8 protein-coding genes are annotated in these 14401 nt (G+C 65.8%); 1 reads left to right on the plus strand and 7 read right to left on the minus strand.

All coding sequences use genetic code 11. From position 1 onward, the window contains the following. The first annotated feature begins 9 nt into the window (after nt 1-9). Nucleotides 10-3381, plus strand: a complete 3372-nt coding sequence (locus AC0VYP_RS14050; protein ID WP_475470071.1) for a non-ribosomal peptide synthetase — start codon at nt 10-12, stop codon at nt 3379-3381. Nucleotides 3382-3617: 236 nt separating this feature from the next. Here AC0VYP_RS14050 and AC0VYP_RS14055 read toward each other — a convergent pair whose 3' ends face one another. The 7 genes from AC0VYP_RS14055 to AC0VYP_RS14085 all read right to left on the minus strand — a co-directional run bounded on the left by AC0VYP_RS14055 (nt 3618) and on the right by AC0VYP_RS14085 (nt 14372). After that, complete coding sequence (locus tag AC0VYP_RS14055) at nt 3618-4517, minus strand: GNAT family N-acetyltransferase (RefSeq protein ID WP_475470073.1); 900 nt, start codon at nt 4515-4517, stop codon at nt 3618-3620. 159 nt (nt 4518-4676) lie between these two features. Then, nucleotides 4677-7448 carry a non-ribosomal peptide synthetase gene (locus AC0VYP_RS14060; protein WP_475470074.1) on the minus strand — a complete coding sequence of 924 codons (2772 nt, stop codon included), beginning with the start codon at nt 7446-7448 and terminating at the stop codon, nt 4677-4679. A 1-nt stretch (nt 7449) separates the two neighbouring features. Continuing rightward, entirely contained in the window at nt 7450-8826 is a 1377-nt protein-coding gene (locus AC0VYP_RS14065) for a serine hydroxymethyltransferase (protein ID WP_285761689.1), read from the minus strand. Next, nucleotides 8823-9803 (minus strand): TauD/TfdA family dioxygenase, encoded by a 981-nt coding sequence (locus tag AC0VYP_RS14070; RefSeq protein WP_475470075.1) that lies wholly within the window; start codon nt 9801-9803, stop codon nt 8823-8825. Before AC0VYP_RS14070 ends, AC0VYP_RS14065 begins: the two co-directional genes overlap by 4 nt. After that, on the minus strand, nt 9800-10798 hold the full coding sequence (locus AC0VYP_RS14075; RefSeq protein WP_475470077.1) for a TauD/TfdA family dioxygenase: 999 nt from the start codon (nt 10796-10798) through the stop codon (nt 9800-9802). The genes AC0VYP_RS14070 and AC0VYP_RS14075 overlap by 4 nt, the downstream gene beginning before the upstream one ends. 94 nt (nt 10799-10892) lie before the next feature. Next, a complete protein-coding gene (locus AC0VYP_RS14080; RefSeq protein ID WP_475470078.1) occupies nt 10893-14153 on the minus strand; it encodes a non-ribosomal peptide synthetase in 3261 nt (1086 codons plus the stop codon). 12 nt (nt 14154-14165) lie between these two features. Beyond that, nucleotides 14166-14372, minus strand: coding sequence for an MbtH family protein (locus AC0VYP_RS14085; RefSeq protein WP_285761693.1), 207 nt, complete (start codon nt 14370-14372; stop codon nt 14166-14168). Nucleotides 14373-14401 lie beyond the last annotated feature (29 nt).

The following is a 14401-nucleotide window of genomic DNA, read 5'->3' on the forward strand; positions in this document are numbered from 1 at the left end:
GGAGAATCGATGACGGACGACCTGAACCCAGCGGCGCTGCGCCGCGCGGTCGAAGAGCTGTCCCCTGAGAAACGAGCGTTGTTGAGTTCGCGACTGGCCGACCGGCAGACGGCCGGCACAACCATGCGGGCCCTGCCTCGGGGAACAGGCGTCCAGCGCTTCCCTGCGTCACCTGGGCAGGAACGATTGTATTTCTTGCACCAGCTGGCTCCTGCCGCGCCGGTCCACCTGCTTCCGTTCATGGTTCGGCTGACAGGAAAGCTCCGCCCAGAAGCCTTGGCCCTCGCTTGGGACACCATGGTGGAGCGGCACGAGATCCTGCGCACCGGTTTCGAGGTGGACCCACGCGAAGGCCTGACTCAGGCCGTGCGGCCTGCCGGGAGCGTAGAACTCGAACTGACGACGCGGGAAATCGATGCGGACGAAGTGGAATCGCGCGTTGCGGCGCTCGTCACCGAACCTTTCGATCTCTCCTCCGCCCCCTTGGCCCGTGCCACGCTGTGGCGGTTGAGAGGCCGGGACGACGAGTGGGTACTGGCTTTGTGCGTACACCACATCATCGTGGACGGCTGGTCGATCGGTGTCCTGGTGGACGAACTCGTCCAGGCCTACACCGCTGTCGTCACCGGATCACCCTCGCCCTTGCGGCCCCTTCCGGTGCAATACGCGGACTTCGCCCATTGGCAGCGGAACTGGCTCTCCAGCGACTCGGCACGCGAGCAGCTCGACTACTGGCACGGGGCGCTGGCCGGCACGAGCAGGCTGCTACTGCCCACCGACCGTCCCCGCGACGCCGGACAGGCAACGATCGGTGAAGCCGTACCGTTTCGGCTGGATCGGGAACTGACCGCAAAGCTGGAGGCGCTGGCACGGTCGGAGCAGTCAACAGTGTTCATGGTCCTGCTCACGGCGCTTTGCTCGGTACTGGGCCGATGGGCTGACCAGGACGACATGGTGGTGGCAACCCCGGTGGCCGGTCGGCCGACACCCGAGGTCGAGCGGCTGGTCGGCTTTTTCGTCAATACGGTCCCCATACGGGTCGAGCTGGGCACGGCGGTTTCGTTCCGCGACCTGCTGCGCCGGACCCGAGCATCGTGTCTGGCGAGCTACGAACACCAGGACATCCCCGTCGAACGCATCGTCCAAAAGGTGGACGGGGAGCGTCACGGGGGACGATCGACGCTGTTCAATGTGATGTTGGCGTTGCGCAACGTCCCGATCGGCACGATCGACCTACCAGAGGTCGAAGCCGAAGTAATCGACTTCCCCCCGACGAGCACCGATTTCGACCTGACGCTGGAACTCGCACCGGACGGCACGGACGGGCTCCGGGGGTGGCTCGTCTACTCCGCCAACCTCTTCGATCCCGCCACTGTGGAACGGATCGCGGCGGGCGTACGGGAAACACTGTCGGCCGCGGCAGCCTCCCCTGACAGCACGCTGAGTGGGCTTCCCGTCGTTTCCCCCGAGGAGCACGCCCTTCTGGTCGAGGAATTCAGTGGAAGGACCGCCTCACCCTTGACCAGCCGACCGTTGCTGGCATGGTTCGACGATCACGTGACCGCCTCTCCTGCGGCCCCGGCCGTGACTGCCGGGGGTGAGACCCTGACCTTTGCCGAGCTCGACGAACGCGCCGATCGACTCGCGCACTGGCTCCGCCGGACCGGTGTCGGCGTGGAGGACAAGGTAGGAGTCTGCCTCAACCGGGACCTGAACCTGATCGTCTCGTTGGTCGCGGTGCTCAAAATCGGCGCTGTATTCGTCCCACTGGAAGCAGACCAGCCGCGCGAACGAATCGCCATGATCGTCGCGGACGCGTGCCCGGGCCTGGTACTCACGACCTCGTCGATCGATGCGGAGCTCGATCTGGCTACGCGCACTATTCGGCTTGACGAAGTCGATCTGGGGACGGGCCGGGTCAACCTGTCCGGCGTCGCGGTCGCCGGACTCAATGCCGCGTACGTGCTGTATACGTCCGGTTCCACCGGAGTCCCCAAAGGGGTGGTGATCACCAGGGAGGGCTTGGCGAACCGCGTCCATGGAATGTGCGCGGAATTCGGTTTCAACCGCGACGACAAAGTCCTGCATCGGACACCGTTGAGCGCGGACACCGCCATGTGGGAACTGCTCGTGCCGTTGTTCTGCGGCGGCGAGTTGGTCATGGCCGAGAAGGGGCGGCACGTCGAGACGCCCTATCTCTATGACACGATGTCGCTGCACGGGATAACTACCTGTTTTTTCGTACCGTCGGCGCTGCGCCTGGTACTCGCCTCTCCGGGATTCGACAGTGCCGCACGCACATTGCGTTTGCTGATCTGCGCCGGCGAGGAGCTCCCGGCGGAACTATCGGAGCGGGTGATCGCTCTCGCGCCGCACACAAAGCTGATCAACTCCTACGGGCCCACCGAGGCCACGATCAACGTCGCCGAGCACTGGGTGACCACACCTGTCCCGACACCGGTGCCGATCGGCCGCCCCGTACCCGGCGCCGACCTGTACGTGCTCGACGATTCGATGCGAGTGCGGCCCATCGGTGTGCCGGGCGACCTGGTCGCCGGTGGGGCCCAATTGGCTCGCGGGTATCTCGCTCGACCGGCGCGGACCGCAGAGGCCTACGTTCCTCACCCCTTTCGGCCGGGCGAACGGCTCTATCGCACCGGTGACAGGGCGCGCTGGCGGACCGACGGTGCGCTGGAGTTCTTGGGCCGGGTGGACAACCAGGTGAAGGTTCGCGGCTACCGGGTCGAGCTGGGCGAAGTCGAAGCCACGCTCCGCGGCCATGAAGACGTCGTGGAAGCAGTGGTCCTCCCCCAAACCGATTCCCGGTCCGAGCTTCGGCTGATGGCGTACCTGACCGCCCGGGACGGGCTGCTTCCATCGGCAGCGTCGCTGCGCACGCACATGGCCAAGTTCCTCCCTTCGCCGATGATCCCGTCCGTTTTCGTCACCGTGGACTCGTTCCCGTTGACCGGGTACGGCAAAGTCAACCGGGGCGCCCTGTCCACAACCGCGGCAAAGGTACAACCGACCGAGGCGGCTCGGGTCACGCCGTCCGACGCCCTACAGGAGGTACTGGCCGCGATCTGGAGCCGTGTCCTGGACGTCCCGCGTGTCGGTGTGCGCGACGACTTCTTCACGCTGGGCGGGCATTCCCTACTGGCCACCCTGGTGGTCGCCCAAATCCGCGATCTGTTCCGGCTCGAACTTCCCATGCGCTTCTTCGTAGACGCGCCGTCGATCGCCGAATTGGCCGAGCTGTTGCGGTCGCACGGCGCCCGGCAGGGCGTCAACGTCAACCGGGTCGCCGCCCTGATCCTCACCGTGGAACGGATGGCCCCTGCCGACGTCGAGTCCGCGCTCACCGACCCGACGGCTCCGTGACGACGGTTCGGCCGAGACGGCAGCCCGTACCGTCTGTTTTTTCAAGCCCCGGCACGCGGTTGGCAAACAGATCACTTGACCGAGGAGGGGCTTGGCCGACCGAAGGCGCCGGACGGCACGGCAGGATCCGGTGACGCGCTGTTTTCACCGTGCCGTCCGATCGCATCTCTTTCCAAGGCCCCGAGGAGGCCACGCCTGGCGCGGCCGTCGCGCCTCACCGTCCGCCGAGATCGTCGTCAGGTCAGGTCGATGCGTTCCTGCTCCACCGGGTAACCGGCCCTGGCGAAGGTCGCGGCCATCGGGGTGTTGGTCACGTCCGTGCCCGCCACGATCCGGTCCACTCCCTCGGCCGCCAGCAGGTGCGTGGCCTCCACCAGCAGGTCGTAGGCGTAGCCGTTGCCCCGATGCTCGGGCACCACACCGATATAGCCGATCAGCGGGTCGCCGTAGTTGCGGCTGGGCACCGAGACGCCCACCGGCTCGTCCCCGGCGAAGGCCACGCGCCACCACTCCCGCGGCGAGGGCATCCACAGGAGATAGTCCATCTCCTGCTGGACGGAGGCCTCCAGACCGGCCTCCTCGATGGTCTTGCGCACATGGGCGTCCAGACTCCCGGTGTTGATGCGGCGGAACAACTCGAAGAACACCGAGTCGTCGGGTTCGGGGCGAAACCCCAACCGTCCCGGCCGCCGCGGGACACCGCACTCAGGGGTCCAGCGGTAGCGGTAGCGCTCGACCAACGGCCGCAGCCCCGCCGCCCGCGCGGCCGCGACGCGAACGTCGGCCTCCCTCTTGACCTGGGGGTCGTGACGCCATCCCGGCGGGAGCTTCAACGTGTACTGGGTCCGCAACGGCGCCTCGGCCAGCAGCCGCACGGCCGCCTCCGCGTCGGTGAAGTCGAACCAGTCCAGCACCTTGGGCTCGGTGTCCTGGGGCCCGCCCCACCAGGCCGCGCGGGCCACGACCACGCCCTCGCGCAGCGCCACCCAGCTCCAGTCGGGGCGGTACTCACCGGCCGCCGCCATCGACGCGTAGGTGTCACCGAACGCGGCGAAGCCGACCAGGCCGGGGTCGGGCAGGGAGTCGAAAAGAGCGTCCTCGCCGACGCCGAGCGGCCGGATGACGAGATCGGGCACGGGGGTTCCCTCCGGAGGGTGCGTTTCTGAAGCGGCGTCAAGGCGCCTCAAGACGGGACAGAGCTTGGGGCCGTTTACTTGACCATTGTCTGCTCATCCTCGACGATACAGGCGTTTTCGGTCCTGAAATTCAAAATATTTTGACCACGGCCAAGGAGGTCAGCCGAAACCGGGAGTCGAACGCGGCAAAGGCAACGCTTCCCGATCAAGTTTCCCGTTGCGGGTGAGTGGGAAACCGTCGAGCACGAAAATCACCGACGGCACCATATACGCGGGCAAACGGGACCGCAGCACTTGCCGCAATTCGTTCGGATCGAGTCCGCGACCCTTTCTTCCCACCACGTATCCGACCAGTGTCCGAATACCGTTTACCGGCGGAGCAGCGGCGACGGCGGCTTCGACACCCGGTTGGTCACGCAAGGCGGTCTCGACCTCCCCCAGCTCGACCCGGTTGCCCGCTATCTTGACTTGAAAATCCAGCCGTCCGATCAGCTTGAGCACACCGTTGGGGAAATACTCCGCCGAATCGCCGGTCGCGTACATCCGGGAGCCTGGCGAAGGGGAGAAAGGGTCGGGAACGAATCGTTCGGCGGTTCGCGCAGCGGCACCCGTGTATCCCCAGGCGAGTCCGACTCCTCCGAGGTAGAGTTCACCAGGCACCCCCACAGGCGCCAAATGGCCATCGACATCAACCACATAGGCACGTTGGCCGGCCATTGGACGACCGTAGGGAACACTGCGCCGGTCAGGGGCGACCTGATCGATTGGATAGATCACGGAGTCCATGGACACCTCGGTGGCTCCCCCGAGGCTGATCACTTGGGCAAACGGGGCGAGAGCGCGCACCCGGTCCGCCAGCCCGACCGGTATCCAGTCACCTCCGAGCAGGACCAACCGCAGCCCGGGAAGCTTTCGCACACCGAGTTTCTCCGCCGCGAACAGCACGAGGTCGAGCAGCGCAGGAACCGAATGCCATATGGTGACGCCGCACGTGCGCAACAGGTCCAGCCAGTGTGCCGGGTCACGGTCCCGCCCCGGATCGGGCAGTACGGTCGCCGCGCCGGCGATGAGCATCCCGAACAGGTCGTAGGTGGTCATGTCAAAGCCCAGCGAGGAAACCGAGAGCACCGCGTCGCCCGGACCGACCTCGAATCTCCGGTTGAAATCACCGAAGTTGTTCACCCGTCCGCGTTGCGCCAGCAGGACTCCCTTGGGGCGGCCGGTCGAACCGGACGTGTAGATCACGTAACACAGGTCCTCGACGGTCGTCGCCCCGGGAGGTTCGGCCGCTGCCGGGCTCTGTTCCCGCAGTGCGATCAGCGGTACCCCGAACGGCGCGAGCCGCTCATGCTCTTTCTCGTCCGCCACCACCATGACCGCGCCGGCGTCGTCAAGCATCAATCGCAGACGTTCGTCCGGATCGGACAGGTCGAGCGGAAGGCACGCACCACCGGCCCGCTGTACCGCCATCAGCGAGACGGGAAGATCCGGGGTCCGCCCGACAGCCACACCCACCACGTCCCCGCGCTGCACTCCTTCCGACCGCAGACGTGCGGCAAGGCCGTCCGCCTGCTCGGCGAACTCCTTGTACGACAGCTCACCGCTCGCGGTCCGTACGGCCGTCGCCCCAGGTGTTCGGCCGACGTGGCGCGTGAACAGCTCCGGCAGGGTGGCCGAGGCGGGAAACTCCGGTTCGGTCGCGTTCCACGTCTCGGCCGCCCGCCGGTGCTCCTCCTCTGTCAGAATGCGCAGTCCCGACACCTGGGACCCGGGCGCGTCAGCCATCGCGTTCAACGTCTGGTCGAGATGAGCCAGCAGGCGATCGATCCGTTCGGCGGAGAAGACGTCCGCGTCGTACCGGCAGCTGACCGCCACGCCCCCGCCCCGGTCCGCGAAGAGCAGGCTTACGTTGACCCCGGCGGGCAGCGCCGGCGGATCCTGCTCGACATCCACGCGCTCCACCTGGTGACCGGGCCACTTCGGTGCGCGTCCGGGCCCTTGGTGGTCAACCAGAACCTGATACGGGACCGCGCCGACTCCTATGACGCGGTCGAGCCGGGCGTGCCTGTGTCCGTGGGCGGCGGCGCCGTCGCGTGCGACCGCGCGCACTAGTTCTTGCACGCTCTGGCCCGGGCTGATCCGTATTCTCAGGATCAGGGGCGCGGTCGCGGCACCGACGAACCGGGGGTTCCTGCGGATGTCCGTGGTGACACCCACGAGGATGTCGTCCTTGCCCGTGTAGCGCCGCAGCACCACAGCCAGTGCCGCCATCAGTACGGCCCGGGTCGGCACCGCTTCGGTGGTCGCCAGACCGTGAGCCGCGGGACCGAGTCCGCGTTTCCTTGTCCCGACCGTATGTCGTGGTCCCTGCCGCCGCAACCGGTCGGTGGGCAGATCCAGTGCCCCGTCGGCGCCTTCGAGAGCGGCCCGCCAGAAATAGTCGCCGTCCTGGCCCGCCTCCGCGATGGGTTCGTTCCCTGGGGTGGCGTCGTGCAGGATCTCCGTGAGTTGTCCGCAGAGAACATCCATCGACCGAGCGTTGACCGTGACGGGGTGGGCGGCCAGGACCACCAGGTGGTCTTCCGGGCCGACTTCCACCAGCGCTGCCCGAGCCGTTGCCGACGCCAGGTCGAACCTGGCACGGACATAGCGTCTGACCAGATCCAGTGGTTCGTCGTCCTCGGCCCGGAATTGTTCCACGCCCAACTGTTCGATCCGCAGCAGAACCCCCACCGGGTCCTCATCGGCCGTCCGGAAACATGTGCGCAGCGCCGGGTTGCGGTCCAACAGCGTGTGCAGTGCCGAGATGATCGGTTCCCGGTCGAGTGGGCCACGCAACCTGAGCACCAGCGACCGGTTGGCCGAACCGTCGTCGGGTTCTTTCAGCCACTGACGAAGACTTCTCCGTTGCGCCACCGAGAGCACGACCATGTCACTGCCTCTTCCCAGAAGGTTCGCCCAACAGTCGGGGGTAACGGGGAAGTGGAAATCCCGACATCAGTTTGCGAACTTCCGCACGTACGAAATCGGCCGCGAAATCGTCCAGTGCGTAGGCGCGGTCGCCGTTCGGGCGGACCGCTTCGAGCACCTGGTGGATCAGCTCTGCGCAGTGGCGCATCTCCGCTGCGCCGAAGCCCCTCTGCGCGACCGAATTCGTGCCGATCCGGATGCCGCTGCATGTCGAGGCCGATCGGCGGTCTCCCGGTACCCGGTTCTTGTTGACGATGATCCCGACACTTTCCAATGCCTTCTCGGCCACGAGCCCGCTGAGGGCGTTTCCTGTCAGGTCCAGTAGGACGATGTGGTTGTCCGACCCGCCGGAGACGACGGTGTAGCCGAGGGCCGTCAGCTCGTCGGCGAGCGCACGGGAGTTGTCCACTGTCCTTCGCATGGTCCGCCGGTAAGCCGCGGTCCGGGCTAGCCCGAGCGCACGGGCCTTCGCGGCGATCATCGGGAGGATCGGCGCCCCCTGGAAGTATGGGAAGAGCGCCCGGGCCAACTGTTCGGCCAGGGTTCGTCCGGTGTCGCCGAAGGGTGTGCCCGCGTCTTTGCCGCACATGATGAGACCGCCGCGCGGACCGGCGAGCTGTTTGTGCGTACAGGTCGTGGTGACATGGGCATGATCGATGGGGCTGGTGTTCAATCCGGCCGCGACGAGGCCGGCGGTATGCGAGATGTCGGCCATCAACAGCGCACCCACCTGGTCTGCGATACGGCGGAACCGGGCCCAGTCCACGTTTCGCGGATACGCGGTCGCACCACAGATGATGAGCTTCGGCCGGTGGAACGCCGCCAAGGCGGCGGCCTCGTCGTAGTCGATGAGGCCGTCGGCGTCCAAGCCGTAGCCGATCGCTTGGAAATACGTTCCGGAGTAGGCGGCTCGGGAACCGTGAGTCAGGTGCCCGCCCTGGTCAAGCCGCATCCCCATGATCGTGTCCCCTGGTCTCAACAGACTGGAGAGCACCGTGTAGTTCGCGGTGGTGGCCGAATGCGACTGGGTGTTGACGTACTGGGCCCCGAAGACCTCCTTGGCCCGATCCACGGCGAGCCGCTCGATCACGTCGGCCTGCTCGCAGCCGGCATGGTAGCGGGCCCCGGGGTACCCCTCCGCGGTGACGTTCATCGCGGCGGAGGAGAGGCAGGCCAAGACCGAGGGGTCGGTCACGCTCGAAGACGCGACCAACGACAACGCGGATTCCTGGCGTTCGTGCTCACCGCACAGGGCGTCGTGGAGCTCGGGGTCATCACCCGCCAGCAGTTCCACCGCCGAAAGGACGAAATCGCCGAGTGGTGTCCCGGCTGAAGTCACTGATGCCCTCGATTCGTGTGAAGATCCGACATGGCTACAAGGATCCTGCGCTTACCGGTGAACGGTTCCCGGGCGTGCGCGGCCAAAAAGTTGTCCACCACCAGAACGTCCCCCCGTTCCCAGTCATAGGAGACCGCCGCGTCCCGGTAGAGCTCGCGGATCAGGTTGACGACCTCATCCTCGATCGGCTCCCCGTCCCCGTAGTAGGCGTTGCGTGGTAGGCCCTCGAACCCGAACTCCTCGACGAGCATCGAGGAAATCTCGGCCGGGAGATTCGAAACGTGGAACAGGTGGGCGTGGTTGAACCAAACGGCTTCACCGGTGACCGGGTGCGCACTCACCGCTTGACGTACCGATGTGGTCCGCAGGCCGTCGTTCCCGACCCAGGAGAACTCGGTTCCTGCCCGGCGGCAGTACTCCTCGGCCTCGGCACGGTCGGTGGTCTGGAACGCCTCCTGCCAAGGCAGGTCGATATGCGGTCCGTAGTTGCGGACGTACCGGACTCCCCGCTCCTCGAACCGTTGTCGGATGCTCTGCGGGATCTGCGGGAGCACGGCTCGCTCACTGGCGACCGGTGTCGCGCCGCCTGTCGCGGGCGGCACGTCGCAGTAGAAGTACAGCCGGCTCGGCCAGTTGTGCGAATAGGACATCTCGTGATGGAACGGAATCCACTGGTCCTGAGCGAACTCTGTGGACGTGAAAACACGGTCGGCGACCTCGATCCGCGGCGCGGCACGTTCCAGGTAGTCGAGCAACTCCGGGGAGAGAGCTCTGGCAGCTCGTCCGAACTCTTCTGGGCCGTTTACCGAGAAACCACGGAACAGCACGGCGCCGTAGGTGTTGAGCTGGCTGATCACCCATTCGCGGCGAGCCGCGATCCAGGCATCCAGACGCTCTTCCGCGCCCCCTCCGTTCACCCGCAACAGGAACGGCTCGTCGTGCAACGGCCGACAGGTGATGTTCTCGTCGGGAATCATCGCGGCGGCACCTCGCTGATCGGGTCGGCCATAGCGGCAAGAATCCGGCGTGGACCTTTGAACGGTTCCCGGGCGTGCGCGGTGATCATGTTCTCGACGACCAGGACGTCGCCTTGTCGCCACTCGAAAGCCGTGGTCTCCTCGTCAAGCGCGGCACGGATCTCTGCCAACGTGGTGTCCGCGATCGCGCTGCCGTCCCCGTAGTAAGTGTTGTGGGGCAGGTCCTCTTCTGGAAGCACTTCCAGAAGCCCCGCGCTGACCTCGGAGGGCAACGAGGTGATATGGAAGAAGGCCGCGTGATTGAACCAGCTGCGCTCACCGGTGAACGGATGAACACGGACGGCGGGACGGACTTGGTGGGTACGGAGGTGTCCCCCGTTGACCCATTCGGCGACGATGTCTGCCTCGGCGCAGTAGGCGTTGACCTCGGCCTTGCGGTCGGTCTGGAACGCTTCCTGCCACGACAGGCCGATACCGGGCAGATAATTGCGCACGTACCGGACCCCCAGATTTTCGAACTTGGCGACGGTCCGCGGCCGCAGTCGGGTGAGTACACGACGCGAATCGGCCAGCGGCGTACGGCCGCCGCTGGTCGGGGGCAACTCGCAGCAGAAGACGATCCGGACCGGCCAGTCAGTGGTGTAGGACTGTTCGTTGTGCAATTGGATGTACTGGTCGGCCGGATACTCGGTGGACGTGTAGACCCCGGCAGAGATCTTGGTCCGTGGTGACGAACGCTCCCCGTACTCGAGAACACGATCGGATAGAACGTCCATTACGGTCCGGAACCCGGCCGCTCCGTGTACGGCGAACCCACGCAGGAGAACCGCTCCCGCCCGGTGCGCGAGTCCGTCCACCAGGTCCTTGTTCGCCCTTAGCCATGTGTTCAGGTCGGCGCCCTCGATCTCGGCCCGAACAAGCGCCGGCAAAGCGCTTTGGGACATGCGCTCCCGGACCGTGATCGGGGGCGGCCCCGCTTCGGGCGAATACCTCATGATGAACTCCAGATTCGTCGGTTTCCATCGTGGTGGCCTCCGCCCGATGGGGAGGAGTCAGGACAACCCCTGACTCGATAACGAAGGCTCGTTGTCAGCTTCGGTCGATACGCGGAATGGGAGCGGTTGCGACGTGGGGCTCCGGTTTTCGCCGTTCGATCAGTCGCGCCACCGAGGCGACGTCGGGAGCCTGAAAAAACTCACCGATTCGCAAACTCACATCACAGGCCGCTCTGATTCGCGCGATCGCACGAATGGCCAGGAGCGAATGTCCACCGAGTTCGAGGAACGAGTCATGCACATCGACCTGTTCCCGTTGCAGTAGTTCGCTGAAGATGTCCGCGACCTTCTGCTCCAACGGGTTTCGCGGACCGACGTGGTCGTTGACAGGTGCCCGCCACCCCTCCGGGTCTGGCAGCGCGTTTGTGTTGACCTTGTTGTGTGGGCCGAGCGGCCATTCGTCGAGCACGACCACGTGAGCCGGCACCATCGGTCCGGGCAACCGTTCAGCCAGATAGCGGGAGAGACCGGGGCCGGTCAATGCCGTGCTGCCGGAAACATACGCGACCAGGCGGACCGGCTCCGATTCCGCCCGGACGGCCACTAAGGCCCGGACGACGTCAGGGTGATTCCGGAGAACCGCTTCGACCTCTCCTGTTTCCACGCGGTTGCCGCTGATCTTCACCTGGCTGTCCGACCGGCCGAGGAACTCGATCGCCCCGTCGGGAGACAACCGGGCCCGGTCCCCGGTGGCGTAAAGGCGTTCGCCCGGTGTCGCGGCGTAGGGGTCCGGGACGAACCGGTCGGCGGTCTGACCGGGCTGGTCGAAGTAGCCGCGTGCAAGTTGTGGACCACCGATGTACAGCTCACCGGGCACACCGGCTGGCTGCGGACGCAGCCGGTCGTCCAGGACATGTACCCGGCTCCCGGGAACCGGGCGTCCGATCGGGACCCCGTCCTTTGAAGGGGCGGAGATCCGACCCGCTGTCACATCGATCGCAGCCTCGGTCGGGCCGTACTGGTTGTACAGCACCGCGTCCGGATAGCGCTCAAGAATGTGTTCGGCCAGATCGACGGTTGTTCGTTCGCCTCCGCTCAGCAGCAGACGCAGACATGCGTGAGTGGGGCCGGAGACGAATTCCTGCCACATCGAGGGGACGAAATGGCAGACCGTTACCTGGTGACGCTCGACGACCTCGTGCAAATGGTCGGGATCACGATGTCCTCCCGGTCGCACGGAGACGGCGGAAGCCCCCTGCGTCAGGGGCCACAGCATTTCCCACAGCGACACGTCGAACCCGATGGGCGCTTTCTGGAGCACCCGGTCATCCGCGGTGATTCGATACTCCTGCTGCATGCCGTCGAGCCGGTTGAGCAGTCCCCGATACGTGCCCAGTACCCCCTTGGGGCGACCAGTCGAGCCGGAGGTGAACAGACAGTATGCGGTGGCGTCAACCGGGGGTACGGCCCTGGGCGGCCGGTCCACCGGATACTGTTCGACGTCATCCGGCAGAACGGCGACCGAGTGGTCCGCGAACAGTCCGGCCGGTTCGGCACTGGTGATGACGAGCCGCGGTTCCCCCTCGGCTATCAGCTGGGTGAGACGCGCCTGCGGATAGCCGGGGTGTATGGGAAGGTAGGCGGCTCCCACTTTGTATATACCGAGCAGGGCCGCCGCCAGGTCGGCGCCGCCCTCCAAGCACACACCGACCCGGTCTTCGACACCGATTCCTCGGGCACGCAAGAGATGGGCGACACGATTGGCCCGTTCTTCCAGCTCACGGTAGGTGATCGGACCGGAGGGCTCGATCACCGCCGTTGCGTCCGGAGCCGCGTCCCTGTGAGCCTCGAACCGCCCGGCGATATCGGGAGCACCTTGGCGAACGGGAATCTCGATCGTGGACAGCCGGAGCAGTTCGTCCAGAACTTCGGCAGGCATCACGGGCAGCTCGGCCACCACAACGTCAGGGTCAGCGGCGACAGCGGCCAGCACCGTCAGGAAAGCAGTGGCCAACCGATGCGCGGTCGGCGGATCGAACAGTTCCGTGGAGAATTCCAACCATCCGTCGAGCCCGCCTTCCGCACACGGGACGAGCTGAAAGGAAAGGTCGCAACGCACCGAGCCGACGAGCGCGGGCTCCACAGCACATTCCAGATCCGGAAGCTGAAATTTCGGCGGCTGCGTGTTGTGCAGCACGATCCAGTGCCGGGCCAACGAGGTCTGTCCCGACTCGTCCCGGTCCGGTTGCAGCTCGTTGATGATCTGCTCGAACGGGACGTCCTGATGCGTGTAGGCGCGCGTGCAGATCTCGCGGATATTTGCCAGTAGTTCTCGAAAGGACTGGTTGTCGTCGAACCGGATACGCAGAGGGATGGTGTTGACGAAGAAGCCGGCCACACGTTCGAACTCGGAACGTTGGCGGCCGGCCAGAGGCGTCCCGATCACCACGTCAGGCGTATTCGCCCAACGTCCCAGGACCACGCTCAACGCCGACAACAGCACCATGAACAGCGTCGCCCGGATACCGTCGGCAACGCCTCTCAACGAGCTGACGACCTGGGGAGGGACCCTGAACGGAACGACGTCCCCGGCATAGGACCTGCGCGCGGGCCGGGGCCGGTCGGTGGGAAGGTCCCCGGCAGGCAGGTTGACGAGCTCTTCCCGCCAGAAATTCAACTGGTCGGCCAGGATCGCCTCGGTCAGCCGTTCCCGTTGCCAAACCGCGAAGTCCACGTACTGGACCGTCAACTCTGGAAGCCTCGGTGGGCGGTCCGCATGCAGCGCCGCGTAGGTCTCGCTCAACTCGTCGATCAACAACCCCAACGACCATCCGTTGACCACGATGTGGTGCACGCATAGCACCAAGACCCACTCGGGTCGTTCAGAGTCCCGCAGCCTCAACAACTCCGCGCGCACCAGCGGTGGCCGAGCCAGGTCGAAGCCGGTCCGCGCCAGTTCGGCCACCCGATCGCGTACCCGGTCGCTGTCGATGTCCGACTGGTGGATGTTGACCCTGGACTGCTCGGATGAGTACACGACCTGGTGAGGCGCTCCCGCCCCGTCGGTGAACCCTGTGCGCAGGACTTCGTGCCGAACCACCAGTTGGTGTACTGCTGCCTGTAGCGCGTCCGTGTCCAACGCTCCGCACAGCCGCAAGGCGCCGCACACGTGGTAGGCGGCCGAACCGGGATGCAGCTGATCGAAGTAGAACAGCCGTTCCTGGCCGAACGACAGCGGCGCGCACGAGCGGTCCCCGGTCCACGGACGGATCTCGTCCGGAGCCTTCGCGATCCCGTTCTCGTCCAACAGGCGATTGAGCATCCGGCGTTGGTTCTCTGTGAACTGCAGGCGCATCCGAGGCTCCCCTCACGCCCGTTCCGTCTGTTCCATCTGCCGCCGAAGGCTCAACGGCCGCATATCGGTCCATACTTCATCGATGTGCGCCAGACACTGTTCCCTCGTGCCGCTCGTTCCCTCGGGCCGCCAGCCGTTCGGTATGGCCAAGTCCGCTCGCCAGATGGAATACTGCAGTTCCTCGTTCAAAACGACGTGATACGTCTGCTCGTCAGCCATGAGTAACCTCCAACGCGGGGTCGGTGTCC

Source organism: Nocardiopsis sp. iso_186 (assembly GCF_056173365.1).